Raw genomic sequence first — 17,834 nt, 5'->3', positions numbered from 1 at the left:
CCGCCGCCTAGCGTCGGGCACCGGACGGACGGGGGACCATCGATGGCACGAGCCGGATCATCCGGCCGGGTTGGGCGCCCACGGCTGCGCCGCCTGCTGGCGGTCGCGACGCTGCTGGGCGTGCTCGGCCTCGCCGCCGCCGTGGGCCTCAACCTCAGCCTGACCCACCGGATGGGCCGCATCGAGGGCGCCTTCGACGGCCTGGGCGAGCGACCGCCGGAGCAGCCTGGCGAGACGATCCTCATGGTCGGCACCCGGCCCGGCGGCGACGACGACGTGGCCTGGCTGCCGGGCGACCAGGCCGTCGAGTCCGTGATGCTCGTCGAGGTCCCGGCCGACGGGCGCAGCGCCAGGGTGGTGTCCGTGCCGATGCCGTACGACGACCGCGCCGGGCTGGGTGCCGGGCCGGCGAGCGCGGCGGTGGCCGCGGTGGAGTCGTCGGCGGGCCGTCGCGTCGACCACGTCATGGCGATCGACTGGCGGACCTTCGCGCGGCTCGCCGCCGACAACGACGTCGACGCCGCCTACCGCTACGGATCCGACCCGGTGGCCCAGCACGACTATCTGCGCCTCGTGCTCGAGGGCACCCTGCACGCCGAGCTGCGCAAGCAGCCGCTCGAGCTCTACCGGACACTGCGCACGACGGCCTCCGGCGTCTCGGTCGACGACACGTGGTCGGTGGCCGAGCTCGACCTCCTCGTGCTCCACCTGCGCGACCTGAGGTCGGCCGACATCACCTTCGCCGCCGCTGCCCGGTAGGGCTCCCCAAAATGGGCGAAAGCCCCCGTGCCCGGTCCGTCCGGGCCGTCGCGGTCAACAAGATCGGACCGTGCCGGGCGTGGGGCCCGGCACTCGAGCCGGGGGAGTGAGATGGCTGTCGCCAGTGTCGTCATACCCGCCCACAACGAGGCGGCCACCATCGGCCGCAACCTGCGTGCGCTGCGCCGAGGCACCGGCGCCGACCTCGACGTGGTCGTGGTCTGCAACGGCTGCACCGACGCCACCGCCGACGCGGCCCGCGCCGCCGACCCGAGCGCCCGCGTGATCGAGATCCCGCAGCCGTCGAAGGCCGAGGCCGTCCGGGTCGGCAACGCCGCCACCGACGTCTTCCCGCGCATCCACCTCGACGCCGACATCGAGCTCGACGGCGCCGCCGCGCTCCGGCTCATCGAGCCGGTCGCCCGCGAGGAGGTCCTCGCCACCGCCCCACGCCGCGACGTGCCGCGCACCGGCTGCTCGCGCTGGGTGCGGTGGTACTACGACGTCTGGGAGGCGCTGCCCCAGGTCGAGGCCGGCCTCTTCGGCCGCGGCGTCGTCGTCCTGTCCGAGCAGGGACAGGCGCGGGTCACCGCGCTGCCGCGGATGATGAGCGACGACCTCGGCATGTCCGACTCGTTCAGCAGCGACGAGCGCCGCGTCGTGCCGACCGCCGTCGCGGTGGTGCACCCGCCGCGCACCGTCCGCGACCTCGTGCGCCGGCGCATCCGCATCGCGACGGGCAACACCCAGGCCGCGCAGCTCGGCGTGCGACGTCCCGCCTCGCGCACCAGCGCGCGCACCCTGCTCGGCCTCGCCGTCACCCGGCCCGGCCTGGCCCTCCGACTCCCGGTGTTCGTGGCCGTCCACGTCGCCGCCCGGCTCGGCGCCCGCGAGGCGCTGAGGTCCGGGGACTTCACCACCTGGCAACGAGACGAAAGCTCACGCACATGACCTCACTGTCCAACGCGCGGCCCCGCCCACGCGACCGTGCCCTCGTCGCTCCCACGGCGACCGTCGAGGACGGCGCCCGCGTCGGTCCCGGCGCGCAGGTGTGGGACCAGACCGTCGTCCGGTCGGGCGCGCAGGTCGGCGACGGCACGATCCTCGGGCGCGGCGTCTACGTCGGCCCGGGGGCGCGCATCGGCGAGCGCTGCAAGGTGCAGAACCAGGCGCTGGTCTACGAGCCGGCCGTCCTGGGCGACGGGGTCTTCATCGGCCCGGCCGTCGTGCTCACCAACGACACCTACCCCCGCGCGGTCACTACCGACGGCCGGCGCAAGGGCGCCGAGGACTGGGAGCCCGTCGGGGTGACCATCGAGGAGGGAGCGTCCGTCGGGGCACGCGCCGTGTGCGTCGCCCCGGTGCGGATCGGCCGGTGGGCCAGCGTGGGGGCCGGCTCGGTCGTCACCCGCGACGTGCCCGCGCACGCGCTCGTCGTCGGCTCGCCCGCGAGGCGGATCGGCTGGGTGGGCCGCAGCGGCGTCCCGCTCGTCTCGGACAACCGTGACCGGTGGATCTGCCCGGTCACCGGAGAGGTCTACGTGGAGGCCGACGGCCGACTGGAGGAAGCACGATGAGCACCCGCACGCCCGGCCCGCTGGGCATCGCCGTGATCGGCGCCGGCTACTGGGGCCCCAACCTGGTCCGCAACTTCGGGGCGTCCCCCGACTGGGACCTCCGGCTGGTCTGCGACCTCGACCTGGAGCGGGCGCGCCGGGTGGCCGGTCCGCACGTCGAGGTCACCGACAGCGTGGAGCGGGTGCTCGACGACCCGGGCATCGACGCGGTCGCGATCGCGACCCCGGCCCGCACCCACCACGGGCTGGCGCTGCAGGCGCTGAGCGCGGGCAAGCACGTGCTGGTCGAGAAGCCGCTGGCCGACAGCGTCACCCGCGGCCGCACGATGGTCGACCTGGCGGACGCGCAGGGCCTGACCCTGATGACCGACCACACCTACTGCTACACGCCGGCCGTTCAGAAGATGCGCGACCTCGTCAGCAGCGGCGAGCTCGGCCAAGTGCACTTCGTCGACTCCGTGCGGATCAACCTCGGGCTGGTGCAGCCCGACATCGACGTGCTGTGGGACCTCGCCCCGCACGACCTCGCCATCCTCGACTTCGTGCTGCCGGGCGGCCTGCCGACCACCGGCATCGGCGCGACCGGCGCCGACCCCATCGGTGCCGGTCGCGCCTGTGTCGGCCACCTGACGCTGCCGCTGCCCGAGGACGGGCTGGCGCACGTGCACGTCAACTGGCTCAGCCCCACCAAGATCCGCCAGATGGTGATCGGCGGCTCGCGCCGCACGCTCGTGTGGGACGACCTCAACCCGCAGCAGCGGCTCAGCATCTACGACCGGGGCGTCGACCTGGCCCGCACGTCGGTCGCCGGCGCCGACCGCGCCGCCTCCACCGTGTCCTACCGCCTCGGCGACACCTGGTCGCCGGCGCTGCCCGAGCGCGAGGCCCTCGGGTCGATGGTCACCGAGTTCGCCTCGGCGATCCACGAGGGCCGCCCGGCGCTGACCGACGGCCGGTCCGGGCTCCGCGTCCTCGAGGTGCTCGAGGCCGCCTCGCACCGGCTGGCCGCGCGCGCCGAGACGTCGTACGACACCACGGTTCCGGTCGCGGCCGGCCCGCCGCCGGTGCCCCGCCAGGTCGGCGCACCCGTGGGCGAGCCCGTGATGGAGGGCGCGCGATGACCGCGCTGGCAGGCGCGACCGCGCTGGTCACCGGCGGGGCCGGCACGATCGGCTCGACCCTGGTCGACCAGCTCTTCGACGCCGGGGCCGCCCAGGTGCGGGTCCTCGACAACTTCGTCCGCGGCCGCGAGGCCAACCTCTCCGACGCCCTCGGGCGCGACGGGGCCGACCTCGTGGTGGCGCGCGGCGACATCCGCGACCGCGACCTCGTGCACGACCTCACCCGCGGGTGCGACGTCGTCTTCCACCAGGCCGCCATCCGGATCACCCAGTGCGCCGAGGAGCCCCGGCTCGCCCTCGAGGTGCTCGTCGACGGCACCTTCAACGTCATCGAGGCCGCGGCGTCGGCGCCCGGCGTCGACAAGCTGGTCGCCGCGTCGTCGGCGTCGGTGTACGGGCTGGCCGAGCGGTTCCCGACGCCCGAGGACCAGCACCCCTACGACAACGACACCTTCTACGGCGCCGCCAAGACCTTCAACGAGGGCATGCTGCGCAGCTTCCGGGCCATGCACGGGCTGGACTACGTGGCGCTGCGCTACTTCAACGTCTACGGGCCGCGGATGGACGTGCACGGCCTCTACACCGAGGTCCTGGTGCGCTGGATGGAGCGGATCGACGACGGGCTGCCGCCGCTGATCTTCGGCGACGGCCGCCAGACGATGGACTTCGTCTTCACCACCGACATCGCCCGCGCCAACGTGCTGGCGGCGTCCTCCGACGTCGTGGAGGGTGTCTACAACGTCGCCCGCGGCGAGGAGACCAGCCTGCTGGGACTCGCCGAGGCGCTGCTGCGCGTCATGGGCTCCGACCTCCCCGTGGAGCACGGTCCCGAGCGTGGCGTCAACGGCGTCGTACGCCGCCTCGCCGACACCACCGCGGCCGAGCGCGACCTGGGCTTCACAGCGACCACCGGCCTCGAGGACGGCCTGCGCCAGCTCGTCGAGTGGTGGCGCCCGCAGCGCGAGCAGATCGCCGCGGGACGTGCCGTGGCGGTGGCGCGGTGAGCGTCGACCAGGAGCTCACGCGCATCAACGTGATGCAGCCGTGGCTCGGCGAGGAGGAGGTCGCGGCCGTCTCGGAGGTGCTGCGCTCCGGCTGGGTCGCCCAGGGTCCACGGGTGGCCGCCTTCGAGGCCGCCTTCGCGGAGTCCCAGCAGGTCGCGCACGCGGTCGCGCTGAGCAGCTGCACGACCGCGCTGCACCTGGCGCTCGTCGTCGCAGGCGTCGGTCCGGGAGACGAGGTCGTGGTGCCGTCGTTCTCCTTCGTCGCCACCGCCAACGCGCCGACCTACGTGGGGGCCACACCGGTCTTCGCCGACGTCGACCCCGTCACCGGCAACCTCACGCCTGCCACGATCGCCACGGTGGTCACCCCGCGGACGCGCGCGGTGATCGCCGTGGACCAGGGCGGCGTGCCGCTCGACCTGCGCTCGATCCGCGCGTGGTGCGACCCCCTGGGCATCACGGTCGTCGAGGACGCGGCCTGCGCGGCCGGCTCCACCTCCCACGGCCGCCCGGCGGGGGCGGAGGCGGAGATCGCCACCTGGTCCTTCCACCCCCGCAAGCTGCTCACCACCGGCGAGGGCGGGATGCTCACCACCTCGCGGCCGGACTGGGCCGCGCGTGCCCGGCGCCTGCGCGAGCACGCGATGAGCGTCTCGGCCGCCGATCGGCACGCCAGCCTGCTCGCACCGCCCGAGAGCTTCGACGAGGTCGGCTTCAACTTCCGGATGACCGACCTGCAGGCGGCGGTCGGGCTCGTCCAGCTCGGCCGGCTCCCCGAGATGGTCGCCCGCCGGCGCGAGCTCGCCGCGAGGTACGCCGACGCGGTGGCCGGCCTGCCCGGCCTCCGACTCGTGGGGGACCCCGCCTGGGGCACCAGCAACTTCCAGTCCTGCTGGCTCGAGGTCCTCCCCGAGCACCCGCTCGACCGCGAGCAGATGATGGAGCACCTCGCCGCCGCCGGCATCTCGGCCCGACGCGGGATCATGGCCGCGCACCGGCAGCCGGCGCACGCCGAGCGCCCGCACGCGCCGCTCCCGGTCACCGAGCGGCTCACCGACGCGACGCTGGTGCTGCCGCTCTTCCACCAGATGAGCGACGCCGAGCACCAGCGGGTGTGCGACGCGCTCGGATCGGCGGGGCGGTCGTGAGCGGGCTGGTCCTCGTCGGCGCCAGCGGGCTGGCCCGCGAGGCGACCGCGGTCGCCGTGCTGGTCCAGCACCCTGGCCCGGTCCAGGTCGTCGACGACGACCCCGCCCGGTGGGGCACCCTGCACGGGCTCGCGCCGGTGCTCGGCGGCGTCGACCTGGTCACCGAGCTGGTCGACGACGAGGTCGTCCTGACCCTCGGCAAGGGCCGGCTGCGTCGCCGCGTCGCGACACGCCTCGCCATGGTCGGCCTCGGCGCGTCGCGCTACGCCACGCTCCTCCACCCACGGATCGTGCTGCCGGGCAGCTGCCACGTCGGGCGCGGCTCGATCGCGCTGGACGGCGTGGTGCTGACGGCCGACGTCGAGGTCGGCGAGCACGTCGTGCTGATGCCCCACGTCACGCTGACGCACGGCTGCACCGTCGCCGACTTCGCCACCCTGTGCGCCGGCGTGTCCCTCGGCGGTGACGTCGAGGTCGGCGAGGCCGCCTACATCGGCATGAACGCGTCGGTGCGCGAGGGCGTGCACATCGGGGCCGACGCCACCGTCGGGATGGGGGCCGTGGTCCTCGACGACGTCCCCGCAGGAGAGACCTGGGCGGGAGTGCCCGCCCGACCGATCCGGACAGGAGTCCATGCATGACCAGCAAGACCAGCATGACCAGCAAGACCAGCAAGACCAGCAACGTCCCCTTCGTCGACCTCGCCTCGCAGCACGCGGAGGTCGCGGCCGAGGTGGAGGCGGGGATCGCCGCGGTCTTCGCGGCCACCGCGTTCGTCGACGGGCCGGCCGTCGCCGACTTCGAGCACCAGTACGCCTCGTTCGTCGGCGTCGACCACTGCGTCGGCGTCGCCAACGGCACCGACGCGCTCGAGCTCGCCCTGCGGGCGGTGGGTGTCGCTCCGGAGGGCGAGGTCGTCATCCCGGCCAACACCTTCATCGCCACCGCCGAGGCGGTCTCGCGGATCGGGGCGGTGCCGGTGCTCGTGGACTGCGACGACGAGCGCCTCCTCATCGACCCCGCCCTGGTCGAGGACGCGATCACCGACCGCACGCAGGCCGTGGTGGCCGTGCACCTCTTCGGCCAGCTCGCGCCGATGCAGCGCCTCGCGCAGGTCTGCGAGGATGCCGGTGTCCCGCTGGTCGAGGACGCCGCCCAGTCCCAGGGCGCCCGGCTCGGAGGTCGCGGCGCCGGTGCGCTCGGCACGGTCGCGGCGACCAGCTTCTACCCCGGCAAGAACCTCGGCGCGGCCGGCGACGCCGGCGCCGTCACCACCGACGACGCCACGGTCGCGGCCGAGGTGCGGCGCCTGCGCAACCACGGCTCCTCGACCCGCTACGTGCACGACGTGATCGGCATGAACTCCCGGCTCGACACCGTGCAGGCGGTCTACCTCCGCGCCAAGCTCGACCGGCTCGAGAAGTGGAACGAGCTGCGGGTCCGCGCGGCCGCTCGCTACGACAGCCTGCTGGCCGACGTCCCCGGCGTACGCCGCCCGCTGCTGGGCGCCGAGGGGCAGCACGTGTGGCACCTCTACGTCGTCCGGGTCGCCGAGCGGGACCGGGTGCTGGCCGAGCTCGGGAGGGCCGGGGTCGGTGCCGGCATCCACTACCCCTACCCGGTCCACCGGACCGGCGCCTACGCACACCTCGGTCTCGGCCCCGGGACGGCCCCGGTCGCCGAGGCCGCCGCGGGGGAGATCCTCTCGTTGCCGATGCACCCGCACCTGACCGAGGCGCAGCAGGACCGCGTCGTCGAGGTGCTGGCCGACGCGGTGGCAGGCGGCCCGTCGTGACCACCCTCCTCGTCGCCAACGACGGCGGCCACCTGATGCAGCTGCACACCCTGCGGCCGCGGCTCGGCGTGGGCGACGACGTGGTGTGGGTGACCCCCCGGACCCCGCAGACCGAGTCGCTGCTGGCGGGGGAGCGGGTCCACTGGGCCCACCCCTGCCCGCCCCGCGATACCCGGGCGCTGGCCCGCAACGCGATGGCCTGCCGGGTGCTCTTCTCCGACCACGACGTGTCCCTGGTGGTCAGCACCGGCGCGGCGCTCGCCCTGGCGGTGCTCCCGCAGGCGCGCCTGCGGGGCATCGAGACGGTCTACATCGAGAGCGCCACCCGGCTCGACGCCCCCTCCCTGTCCGGTCGCGCGCTCGCGATGGTGCCGGGCATCACCACCTTCAGCCAGTCCAGCGCGCTGGCGCGGGGTCACTGGCAGTTCCTGGCCTCGCCCTGGGAGCTCTACGAGACGACCCCGGCCGCCGAGCGTCCGGTGCGCTCGCTGGTGGTGAGCCTCGGCACGCAGGACGGCTACGGGTTCCGGCGGCTCCTCGACCGGCTGGTGCCGCTGGTGCCGCCGGACGCGGAGGTGCTGTGGCAGACCGGGGGCACCGACACCACCGGACTCGGCATCGACGCCCGGGTGCGGGTGCCGTCGGAGGAGATGTCGGCGGCGATCCGCGACGCCGACGTCGTCGTGGCGCACGCCGGCACCGGCATCGCGCTGATGGCGCTGGAGAACGGCAAGTGCCCCGTCCTCGTGCCCCGCCGCGCGATGCACGGCGAGCACGTCGACGACCACCAGCTGACGATCGCGCTCGAGCTCGCGCTCCGCGACCTCTGCATCTCCCGCGACGCCGACAGCCTCAAGGCGCGCGACCTCGTGGCCGCCGCGAGCCGCACGGTCACCAAGGTGTCCGACCCGCCCCCGCTGCACATCAGCGGCGTGCGGATCCCTCGCCAGCGCGGCCGTCGGACGCCGGTCGCGATGACCGGCGCATGAGGACGTCCTGAAATTGGGGATATCCGGTCCCCTCGGTGGTCGCTCGGGCGTCGCGCCAAGAAGATCTGACCGTGGCGCCTTTGGGGTGCGCCGAAGGATGGGGATGAGATGGGTGCTGTCGCGAGTCACACGGTGGGTCTCGGGCGGGCATGGACGGTGAGGCTGCTTGCTCTGGTGCTGGTCGCAGCGCTCAATGCACTTCTCGGTCCGGTCCTGCTGGGCGGACCTGCGCCCGCGAACGCGGCTGATCCGTGCGCCCCGGGCGGCAACAAGATCGCCTGCGAGAACTCCAAGCCCGGCACCGATCCGGCGATCTGGGACGACCTGTGGGGGGCGGGCTCCGAGTCGATCCAGGGGTTCTCCACCGACATCTCCGTCAACGTCGGCCAGCGCATCGACTTCAAGATCGACACCGACGCGTCCGCCTACACGATCGACATCTACCGGATCGGCTACTACCAGGGCAACGGGGCCCGCAAGATCACCTCCATCGCCCCGAGCGTGCCCCTCCCGCAGAACCAGCCCAACTGCCTCAACGACCTGACCACCGAGACCGTCGACTGCGGCAACTGGGCCGTCTCGGCTTCGTGGAACGTGCCGTCCACCGCCGTCTCGGGTGTCTACATCGCCCACCTCGAGCGGAGCAACGGCGACGCGAGCCACATCACCTTCATCGTCCGCGACGACGCCAGCACGTCGGACGTGGTCTTCCAGACCTCAGACCCCACGTGGCAGGCGTACAACAACTACGGCGGGTCGAACTTCTACAACGGTGGCGCCAACGGAAGGGCGTTCAAGGTCTCCTACAACCGCCCGATGTACACACGCGGCGGCGTCGGCGGGCGGGACTTCTTCTTCGCCAACGAGTACCCGCTCGTCCGCTTCCTCGAGCGCAACGGATACGACATCAGCTACATGGCGGGCGTGGACACCGACCGTCGAGGACACCTCCTCAAGAACCACGAGGTCTTCCTCTCGGTCGGGCACGACGAGTACTGGAGCGGAGCGCAGCGCGCCAACGTCGAGGCGGCCCGCGACGCGGGTGTGAACCTGCAGTTCCTCAGCGGCAACGAGGTCTACTGGCGCACGCGCTACGAGTCGTCACTCGACAGCAGCCGCACGCCCTACCGGACCCTGGTCACCTACAAGGAGACGTGGGACCGGCGGAAGTCAGACCCGAGCCCGCAGTGGACCGGAACGTGGCGCGACCCGCGCTACGCGCCGCAGGAGCTGGGCGGTGGGCTTCCCGAGAACGCGCTCACCGGCACGATGTACCAGGCGAACTACAGTGACTTGCCGGTGACGGTCAGCGCTGAGGAGGGCAAGTACCGGCTCTGGCGCAACACGTCGCTGGCCACGATGACCGCGGGGCAGACGAGGGCACTGGCTCCCCACACCGTCGGCTACGAGTCCAACGAGGACGTCGACAACGGCCACCGACCTGCTGGCCTGGTGAGACTCTCGACGACCGTGGGACCGACGCCCGAGTACCTGCGTGACTACGGCAACGTGGTGACCCCGGGGACCACGACCCACAACCTCACCCTCTACAAGGCCCCGAGCGGAGCGCTCGTCTTCAGCGCGGGCTCTGTGCAGTGGACGTGGGGGCTCGACTCCCAGCACGACAGCCCGTTCGCACCTGAACCGGCCGACGTCCGCATGCAGCAGGCGCAGGTCAACCTCCTCGCCGACATGGGCGCCCAACCGAGCACCCTGATGGCCGGGCTGGTCGCGTCCACCGGGTCGACCGACACGACCGGTCCGACCGTCACCATCGCCTCACCGGCCGCCGGTGCGACCCTCGCCAACGGTTCGCAGCGCACCATCACCGGCACCGCTGCCGACTCGGGCGGGGGTCGCGTCGCCGGGGTCGAGGTCTCGACCAACGGCGGCGACACGTGGCACCCCGCGACCGGGACCACGTCGTGGTCGTACTCCTACGTCCAGAAGGGCATGGGGGACGTCTCGCTCAAGGTGCGCGCCTCGGACGACAGCGCCAACATCGGCCCGGTGGTGAGCCGCACCGTCAACGTGACGTGCCCGTGCTCGGTCTTCGGGGCCGAGGTGCCGCCCGTGCCCGCGACCGACGACTCCGGCGCCGTCGAGCTCGGCCTTCGGTTCACCCCGACTAGCAGCGGCTACGTCTCCGGCGTTCGCTTCTACAAGGGCACCGGCAACGGCGGCACCCACCAGGGCTCCCTGTGGAGCTCGACGGGGGAGCTGCTGGCGCGCGGGACGTTCGCGAACGAGACCGCGACCGGCTGGCAGTCGCTGGAGTTCACCTCGGCCGTGGCGGTGAGCGCCGGCCAGACCTACGTGGTGTCCTACACGGCGCCGCAGGGCCGGTACGCCCTGCAGCCCGACGCCTTCTGGGCCGGACCGAGGACGGCTCCGCCCTTCACCGTCTCGGGTGGGTTCGGAGCCGCTCCCGCGGGTGTCTTCGGCTCACCCGGGCAGTTCCCGGCCGGCTCCCACCAGAGCAGCAACTACTACGTCGACGTGCTCTTCACGACCGTCGACACCTCGCCGCTGTCGGTGACCGACCGCCTGCCGATCCCCGGGTCGGGCAGCGTCCCCACAGGGACCACCGTGCGCGCCACCTTCTCCAAGCCCGTGGCAGCAGGCTCGGCGTCCCTCGTGCTGAAGGACGAGCTCGGCCAGACGGTCCAGGGCAGCACGACGTACGACGCCGCGACCCGGACAGTCGTCTTCACCCCGGCCACGCCGCTGGCCGGCTACGTCGAGTACACCGCGACGGTCGCCGGCACCGACACGCTCGGGCAGGACGTCAGCTCCGGCGCGACGTGGCGCTTCCGCACCGCAAAGCCCGCAGCGGCGCCCGGCGTGTGCCCCTGCACGCTCTACGACGACGACGCCCAGCCCGCGGTGCTCGAGGACTCCGACCGGTCTCCCGTGACGCTCGGGACCAGGTTCAGCGCGACGGTCGACGGGTTCGCCACCGCGATCCGCTTCTACAAGGGGCCCAACAACACCGGTGTCCACACGGGGACGCTGTGGTCGACTGGCGGCACGCAGCTCGCGACGGGCACCTTCAGCGGTGAGACGACGGCGGGGTGGCAGACCCTCGTGCTCGACCAGCCGGTACCGATCACCCGCAACACCGAGTACATCGCGTCATACCGCGCCCCCGGCGGCCGATACTCCGCCACCCCCGGTGGCTTCGTGTCGATGTCGCGATCGCCACTCGTAGTGGCAACCGGCTCGGGCGCCTACACCTACGGGTCCGGATATCCCGCGGCCACGTCCAGCACGAGCTACCTCGTCGACGTGGTCTTCGAGCGCGCACCAGCGCCCCTCACCGTGGTCGGACAGGCACCCGCGTCCGGCGCGACGATGGTGCGGCGCACCAGCTCGGTCGTCCTCGAGGTCAGCACGCCCCTCGCCCCGGGCTGGGGGATGTCGGTCACGTCGAGCGGGACCGCCGTGCCCGGCAGCACCGCCTTGAGCGACGACGGCACGCGGCTAACGTTCACCCCGTCCGGGCTGCTCCCCGACGGGGGCGTCGTCGCCGTCAACGTGACGGGACTGAGGTCGACCGAGGGCGTGTCCCTCGCCAACCAGGCGTGGAGCTTCACCACGAGGTCCGGCGAACCCGCCGCCGAGCAGACGCTGTTCGGGAGCCAGCAGCCCGCCCAGGCGGCGGCCGACGACAGCTCCCCTGTCGAGGTGGGCGTGTCCTTCGTGCCCTCGAAGGACGGACAGGTCACCGGCATCCGGTTCTACAAGGGGACCGGAAACACCGGTATCCACCGAGGCACCCTGTGGTCGGCGACGGGCACGAAGCTGGCCGAGGTCACCTTCGTGGGGGAGACCGCATCGGGCTGGCAGACGGCGATGCTCGCCTCGCCCGTACGGCTCACGGCCGGCACGACGTACGTCGTGTCCTACCACGCGCCGAACGGTCACTACGCGACGTCGGGCGGCTTCTTCGGCAATGCCTTCACCTCCGGGGACCTCACCGTCCCCGGTGGCTCCAACGGCCGCTACCTCTACGGCGCGGGCGGGTTCCCGACCTACAGCCACAACGCGACCAACTACTGGGTCGACGTCGTGTTCGAGAGGGACCCGAGCCCCGTGACGGTCTCGTCGAGGGCACCAGTGGCGAGCGCGACCGAGGTTCCCGCCGACGTGACGCCACGCATCACGTTCTCCGACGCCATCCAGCCGTCGGGGTGGTCGATGACTGTACGCCAGGGCAGCACCGGTGTGCCCGGTTCGGCGGCCCTGTCCGCGGACGGCAAGCAGCTGAGCTTCACCCCCGACGCGCCGCTGGCCGCCAGCACGACGTACACCGTGGACGTGTCGGGAGTGCGCTCGAGCGATGGGATCGCTCTCACGGCCGAGTCCTGGTCCTTCACGACGGCTGCTGCCACGACACCCGTGTCGCGTCTGCTCGACGGGGTGACGCCAGCGGTCGACACTCAGGACTCCGACCCGATCGAGCTGGGCATGGCGTTCACGCCCTCGACCGCCGGATCGGTCGTCGGGGTCCGGTTCTGGAAGGGCGCCGGCAACACGGGCACGCATACCGGGTCGTTGTGGGACCCCGACGGCAACCGTCTCGGCACCGTCACCTTCACCGACGAGACGGCGTCGGGGTGGCAGTCCGCCGAGTTCTCGACCGCGGTCCCCGTCACCGCAGGCCAGACCTACGTCGTCTCCTACTACTCACCGACCGGTCGCTTCTCGGCGACGGGCGGCTACTTCGCGACTCCGCGCACGGTCGGACCGCTGACAGCCCCGGCCGGCGCCAACGGGCGCTACCGCTACGGCGCCGGCGGCGGGCACCCGACGGGCTCGTGGAACTCGACCAACTACTTCGTCGACGTCCTCTTCCGTGCCGCCCCCTGACCGGCAGGCGCGGGCCACCAAAAATTGGGGACAAACCACGGCACGAGCCGACCGGGACGCGCACTCTGGGCAGGCTTCACCACGTCGACCTGAGCACATCGAGGGGAGTGCCGAGGATGAGGTTCCACCGCCCGCGTGGGCTGGAGCGCCGGCCACGGGTGTCAGTCGTGATCCCGTGCTACAACTACGGGCACTACCTGCCTGACGCCGTGGCGAGCGCGCTGGACCAGCACGGGCTCGACGTCGACGTCCTCATCGTCGATGACGCCTCTCCCGACGGGAGCGCGCGCGTGGCACGTGGCCTCGCGGAGAAGGACCCGCGGGTCGAGGTGCTCGAGCACCAGGTCAACACCGGCCACATCCGGACCTACAACGACGGCCTGGAGCGAGCCACCGGCGACTACGTGGTCCTGCTCTCCGCGGACGACCTGCTGCCCCGCAACGCCCTGACCCGCGCCGTCTCGCTCATGGAGCACCACCCCACGGTGGGGCTGGTCTACGGCTACGCGCGCTCCTTCACCAGCTCGCCGCAGCCCGCGCCCGACGTGACGCGCAACTGGTCGGTCTGGCCGGGCCGGCAGTGGCTGGGCCTCTCGGCTCGGATGGGGCGCTGCCTGCTGGTCAGCCCGGAGGCGGTCATGAGGCGGGAGGCCCTCGCCGAGACCGACCTCTACGACCCCCGGCTGCCCCACTCGGGCGACTTCGACATGTGGCTGCGCACCGCGGTGCGGTGGGACATCGGGCGGGTGAACGGTCCCGCGCAGGCCCACTACCGCGTGCACGAGGCCAACATGCACCTGACCTCGTACGCCGGTTGGCTGACCGACCTCAAGGCTCGCCGGCTCACCTTCGACATCCTCTTCGACGAGCGTGCGCACGACGTCACCGAGGTGACCCGGCTGCGGCCGGTCGCGAGCCGCGCACTCGCTCGGGAGGCGCTGCGGCGAGCCAGATCGGTCCCCCGGGGGTCGGGCTCCGTCGGTGCGGCGGAGGTCGATGCCTATCTGGCGTTCGCCCGCGAGACGTGGCCTGAGGGCATGACCTCGCCGACCGCGCGAGCCACCCGCATGCTGCTCGCCCACGGGGACCGCACCCGCGCGTCCGCCGTCCATGCGTGGGGCGAGCGCGTGCGCCACCACGCTGAGTGGAGGCGCGAGCGACGGTGGGGGGTCTGAACGCCGTGGCGGACCAGGTGGGCGACGCGACGCCCGGGAAGGCCTCCCGGGTGGGACGCGGTCTCGGCTGGAGCCTTCTCAGCACCGTCCTCCTGCGCGTGGGCAACCTGGCCGTGAGCGTCCTGGTCGCCCGGCTGGTGGCGCCAGAGACCTACGGCGTCTTCGCAGTGGCGCTCACCGTCTGGATGCTGCTCAGCGCACTGTCGGAGTTCGGGCTCGGTGCCGACCTGGTCCGCGCCCAGGACCCCGCGCGACGCGCACCGACAGTGGCGACCCTCGGCGCGGTCATCGGCCTGGTCGCCGCGGCCGCGATGGCCGTCACCGCCGGGGAGGTCGCTGCGGCGTTCGGTAGCCCGGAGTCCACGGACGCCCTGCGCGTCATGTCCCTCGTGCCGGCGCTCTTCGGGCTCACCATCGTCCCGGCTGCGCTGCTGCAGCGCGCGTACCGCCAGCGTGCGCTGTTCGGCGTCTACGCAGCCGGGCTGGTGGCCTCGGCGGGGTGCACGGTGTCGCTGATCCTGCTCGGAGCAGGCGCGACGGCGCTGGCGTGGGGACAGGTCGCCGGCCAGGCCGTGATGCTCGTCGCGCTGCACGTCGCGGCCAGTCACCGTCCCCGGTTCGGGCTCGACGGTCGGCTGGCTCGGGAGTCCCTGTCGTTCAGCATCCCGCTCGCCGTCGCGAACCTGGTCTCGTGGACGTTGATCACGGTCGACAACCTCATCGTCTCCCGCGAGCTGGGCATCGTCGCGCTCGGCCTCTACGTCCTGGCGTTCAACGTGTCGTCGTGGCCGATGTCGGCCGTCGGGCAGGCGGTCCGCGTCGTCGCCCTGCCGGCGTTCGCCGAGACGGAGTCGGCGCGCGAGCGCAACGAGGGCCTGCTTCGCTCGACCGGTCTTCTCGTGATGGTGGCGGCAGCGATGGGCGTCGGGCTGGCAACCATGGCCACCTCCGTGGTCACCCTGTTGTACGGCGAGAGGTGGACGGCCGCTGCAGGCGCACTCGTCGGGCTGGCGGTCTTCGGAGCCTCCCGGGTGCTGCTGGACCTGGTGGCGACGTTCCTCATCGCGGCCGGCGAGACGCGAGCGGTCCTGCTCGTGCAGCTGCTCTGGCTGGCGTGCATGGTGCCTGCCATGGTGGTCGCCGTCCGCGCTTGGGGCCTGGCCGGAGCAGGGTGGGCGCACGTCGTGGTCGTCGTCGTGGTCGTCGTGCCGGCCTACGGTGTCGCACTGCGGCGGGTGGGGGTCGACGTGTCGGCCCTCGCCGGGACGTGCGTGCTGCCCCTCGTGGCCGCGGTCCCCGCGACCGTCGCATGCTGGGTGCTGGCCCGGTCCGGCGGCCCCCCACTGCTCCTCCTGGCGGGCGGCGCCGCGTGCGTGGTCGGCCTCTACCTCCTGCCGATGCTGCCGTGGGCGCGACGGCGGCTGTCCGAGCTGCGCCATCCCCTCGGCGACGCCGAGGCCGTCGAGAGGATCCCGGCATGAGCCGACCCACCGCGATGCGACGAGCGGGCCACCTGTCCGCGAACCTCAGCGCCAAGCTGCGGACGGAAGGACCGGGTGGCGTGGCCCGCCGGGTGGTGCGGCGACTGCACCAGAGGCTCGACGGCGCCGCGCTCGACTTCAACCTGCTCCCGGAGGACGTCGCCGACTCGACGGCCCTGGTGCTCAGGACGCCGCCCTTCGTCCCCGACGGGCGCCCGCTGCGCGTCGGGTGGCTCTGCACGCCCCCGATGGCGGGGTCGGGCGGTCACACCACGATGTTCCGCGTGGCTCGGGCGCTGGTCGACGCGGGTCACACCTGCGAGGTCGTCCTCTACGACCGGCACCGGGGTGACACGTCGGCGAGCGCGGCCGTCATCCACTCGTCATGGCCGTGGGCCGAGACCAGGGTGCGCTCGATCGACGACGGCCTCGGTGGTCTCGACGTGGTCGTCGCGACCGGGTGGGAGACGGCCCACGTGCTCGCCAGCCGCTCCGAGGAGGTGGTGCACCGCGCCTACTTCATCCAGGACTACGAGCCGCTGTTCTACCCCCACGGCACCGACCACGCCCTGGCCGCCGACACCTACCGGTTCGGCTTCACCAACATCGCGCTGGGCGGGATGGTCCACCGCTGGCTCACGATGACGGGTGTCCCGTCCGCCCCGGTCGCCTGGGGTCGGGACACCCACACGTACTCCCTCTCCAACCGAGGGCACCGCTCGGGGGTCGCGTTCTTCGCGCGCCCGGACACACCCCGGCGGGGCTACCGCCTCGGTGTCTTCGCGCTCGCGGAGTTCCACCGCAGGAACCCCGACCAGGAGATCCACGTCTTCGGGGCGGACGTGGCCGGCCTCGGGTTCCCCGTCACCTGTCACGGCAGACCCACGCCGGCGGAGCTGAACGAGCTCTACAACAGCTGCGCGGCGGGGCTCGCGCTGTCCTTCACCAACGTCTCGATGGTGCCTGACGAGATGCTCGCCGCCGGGTGCCTGCCCGTGGTGAACGACAGTCCTGACGTGCGTGCGGACTTCGACAACCCGCACGCAGAGTGGGCCCTCCCCACGCCTACGTCGCTGGCGCTGGCCCTCGAGCGTGCCGTCACCCGATCGTCACCCGCGACCGCCGCAGCAGCGGCAGCCAGTGTGGCCGGGACCAGCTGGGGACGGACTGGGAGCGACGTGGTGCGGGTGATCGAGGACCTCGCCCACGGCCGGTCCGCGGCCGGACCGACCGTGTCAGCGAAGGCGCTTGACGGTGCCGGCCAGGAGGCGCTCGACCCGTCGGCCCGCTGACGGGCTGGACAGGACGGTGTCGCCGAACGAGGCGGCGGTGTCCTCGCTGCGGATCGAGTAGCGAGCCTGCAGCCACGAACCGGGCCTGGCCCGGTGGCGATCGCTCGTGTGCACCCGGGTGTAGCCGAGGCGGCGCAGGTGGTTCAGCAGCTGACGGTCGTAGCGACCGAGGGGCAGGGCAGCCTCGTCGACCGGCATCCCGACCGCCTCGCCGAGCCGGTCGCGCGCCGTGACCAGCTCGCGGTGCCGGGACGCGGGGTCGAGGCCGCGCCAGGGGACGTGGTCCATGCCGTGGGTCCCGACCGTCATGCCGGCTGACGCCAGGTCGCGCAGGTCGGACGTCGACAGGCTCCCGGGGGCGTCGAGGCGGCCGGCCAGGGGGAAGAAGGTCGCGGACAGTCCGCGCGCCACGAGCGCGGGCATCCCGATCTCGACGTCGGAGGCGTTGCCGTCGTCGAAGCTGATGCGGACCTGCGGCCTGTCGGCCAAGAGGTCGAGAACCTCGTGGAACGTGTCCACCGTGATCCAGTAGCGGGCCTCACCGGGCTCGAGCGGCCGCTGGGGCGAGCCGATGCCGTGGAAGCACACGTTGACCCGTTCGTCCCCCCATCCCATGGCCAT

At 72.8% G+C, this 17,834-nt stretch carries 14 protein-coding genes; 13 read left to right on the top strand and 1 reads right to left on the bottom strand.

What is annotated here, in order from left to right; translation table 11 throughout:
* Positions 1–42 precede the first annotated feature (42 nt).
* From NCI01_RS14600 to NCI01_RS14540, 13 genes are all read left to right on the top strand, one after another.
* Positions 43–759 (top strand): hypothetical protein, encoded by a 717-nt coding sequence (locus tag NCI01_RS14600; RefSeq protein WP_254182229.1) that lies wholly within the window; start codon positions 43–45, stop codon positions 757–759.
* Positions 760–870: 111 nt separating this feature from the next.
* Positions 871–1,710, top strand: a complete 840-nt coding sequence (locus tag NCI01_RS14595) for a glycosyltransferase family 2 protein (protein ID WP_254182228.1) — start codon at positions 871–873, stop codon at positions 1,708–1,710.
* Positions 1,707–2,336 carry an acyltransferase gene (locus tag NCI01_RS14590; RefSeq protein WP_254182227.1) on the top strand — a complete coding sequence of 210 codons (630 nt, stop codon included), beginning with the start codon at positions 1,707–1,709 and terminating at the stop codon, positions 2,334–2,336. The genes NCI01_RS14595 and NCI01_RS14590 overlap by 4 nt, the downstream gene beginning before the upstream one ends.
* A complete protein-coding gene (locus tag NCI01_RS14585; protein ID WP_254182226.1) occupies positions 2,333–3,457 on the top strand; it encodes a Gfo/Idh/MocA family protein in 1,125 nt (374 codons plus the stop codon). Before NCI01_RS14590 ends, NCI01_RS14585 begins: the two co-directional genes overlap by 4 nt.
* The gene (locus tag NCI01_RS14580) at positions 3,454–4,461 is read left to right on the top strand and encodes an NAD-dependent epimerase/dehydratase family protein (RefSeq protein WP_254182225.1); all 1,008 of its coding nucleotides are present in this window, start codon (positions 3,454–3,456) and stop codon (positions 4,459–4,461) included. The genes NCI01_RS14585 and NCI01_RS14580 overlap by 4 nt, the downstream gene beginning before the upstream one ends.
* A complete protein-coding gene (locus NCI01_RS14575; protein WP_254182224.1) occupies positions 4,458–5,609 on the top strand; it encodes a DegT/DnrJ/EryC1/StrS family aminotransferase in 1,152 nt (383 codons plus the stop codon). Before NCI01_RS14580 ends, NCI01_RS14575 begins: the two co-directional genes overlap by 4 nt.
* Positions 5,606–6,250 carry a NeuD/PglB/VioB family sugar acetyltransferase gene (locus NCI01_RS14570; protein ID WP_254182223.1) on the top strand — a complete coding sequence of 215 codons (645 nt, stop codon included), beginning with the start codon at positions 5,606–5,608 and terminating at the stop codon, positions 6,248–6,250. The genes NCI01_RS14575 and NCI01_RS14570 overlap by 4 nt, the downstream gene beginning before the upstream one ends.
* Positions 6,247–7,404 carry a DegT/DnrJ/EryC1/StrS family aminotransferase gene (locus NCI01_RS14565; protein WP_254182222.1) on the top strand — a complete coding sequence of 386 codons (1,158 nt, stop codon included), beginning with the start codon at positions 6,247–6,249 and terminating at the stop codon, positions 7,402–7,404. Before NCI01_RS14570 ends, NCI01_RS14565 begins: the two co-directional genes overlap by 4 nt.
* Entirely contained in the window at positions 7,401–8,393 is a 993-nt protein-coding gene (locus NCI01_RS22790) for a glycosyltransferase (protein ID WP_254182221.1), read from the top strand. Before NCI01_RS14565 ends, NCI01_RS22790 begins: the two co-directional genes overlap by 4 nt.
* A gap of 156 nt (positions 8,394–8,549) precedes the next feature.
* Positions 8,550–13,265: a DUF4082 domain-containing protein gene (locus NCI01_RS14555; protein WP_254182220.1), complete on the top strand. Its 4,716-nt coding sequence runs from the start codon at positions 8,550–8,552 to the stop codon at positions 13,263–13,265.
* A gap of 116 nt (positions 13,266–13,381) precedes the next feature.
* The gene (locus NCI01_RS14550) at positions 13,382–14,440 is read left to right on the top strand and encodes a glycosyltransferase family 2 protein (RefSeq protein ID WP_302182085.1); all 1,059 of its coding nucleotides are present in this window, start codon (positions 13,382–13,384) and stop codon (positions 14,438–14,440) included.
* A gap of 5 nt (positions 14,441–14,445) precedes the next feature.
* The gene (locus NCI01_RS14545; RefSeq protein ID WP_254182218.1) at positions 14,446–15,921 is read left to right on the top strand and encodes an oligosaccharide flippase family protein; all 1,476 of its coding nucleotides are present in this window, start codon (positions 14,446–14,448) and stop codon (positions 15,919–15,921) included.
* On the top strand, positions 15,918–17,213 hold the full coding sequence (locus tag NCI01_RS14540) for a rhamnosyltransferase WsaF family glycosyltransferase (RefSeq protein ID WP_254182217.1): 1,296 nt from the start codon (positions 15,918–15,920) through the stop codon (positions 17,211–17,213). The genes NCI01_RS14545 and NCI01_RS14540 overlap by 4 nt, the downstream gene beginning before the upstream one ends.
* Here NCI01_RS14540 and NCI01_RS14535 read toward each other — a convergent pair.
* Positions 17,157–17,828, bottom strand: coding sequence for a polysaccharide deacetylase family protein (locus tag NCI01_RS14535; RefSeq protein ID WP_254182216.1), 672 nt, complete (start codon positions 17,826–17,828; stop codon positions 17,157–17,159). The two genes, NCI01_RS14540 and NCI01_RS14535, sit on opposite strands and share 57 nt — an antisense overlap.
* Positions 17,829–17,834 lie beyond the last annotated feature (6 nt).

Origin of the sequence: Nocardioides pinisoli (genome assembly GCF_024199985.1) — a bacterium.
In the GTDB taxonomy this organism is placed as follows: Bacteria; Actinomycetota; Actinomycetes; order Propionibacteriales; family Nocardioidaceae; genus Nocardioides; species Nocardioides pinisoli.
The sequence above is the reverse complement of the archived record's forward strand: the minus strand, read 5'-3'. Positions and strand labels throughout refer to the sequence as shown.

What these genes read in the sequence shown, in the direction of transcription:
- NCI01_RS14595 (WP_254182228.1), top strand. Translation starts at nt 871, where the DNA reads ATGGCTGTCGCCAGTGTCGTCATACCCGCCCACAACGAGGCGGCCACC.
- NCI01_RS14550 (WP_302182085.1), top strand. Translation starts at nt 13,382, where the DNA reads ATGAGGTTCCACCGCCCGCGTGGGCTGGAGCGCCGGCCACGGGTGTCA.
- NCI01_RS14565 (WP_254182222.1), top strand. Translation starts at nt 6,247, where the DNA reads ATGACCAGCAAGACCAGCATGACCAGCAAGACCAGCAAGACCAGCAAC.
- NCI01_RS14590 (WP_254182227.1), top strand. Translation starts at nt 1,707, where the DNA reads ATGACCTCACTGTCCAACGCGCGGCCCCGCCCACGCGACCGTGCCCTC.
- NCI01_RS14540 (WP_254182217.1), top strand. Translation starts at nt 15,918, where the DNA reads ATGAGCCGACCCACCGCGATGCGACGAGCGGGCCACCTGTCCGCGAAC.
- NCI01_RS14580 (WP_254182225.1), top strand. Translation starts at nt 3,454, where the DNA reads ATGACCGCGCTGGCAGGCGCGACCGCGCTGGTCACCGGCGGGGCCGGC.
- NCI01_RS14535 (WP_254182216.1), bottom strand. Translation starts at nt 17,828, where the DNA reads ATGGGATGGGGGGACGAACGGGTCAACGTGTGCTTCCACGGCATCGGC.
- NCI01_RS14600 (WP_254182229.1), top strand. Translation starts at nt 43, where the DNA reads ATGGCACGAGCCGGATCATCCGGCCGGGTTGGGCGCCCACGGCTGCGC.
- NCI01_RS14585 (WP_254182226.1), top strand. Translation starts at nt 2,333, where the DNA reads ATGAGCACCCGCACGCCCGGCCCGCTGGGCATCGCCGTGATCGGCGCC.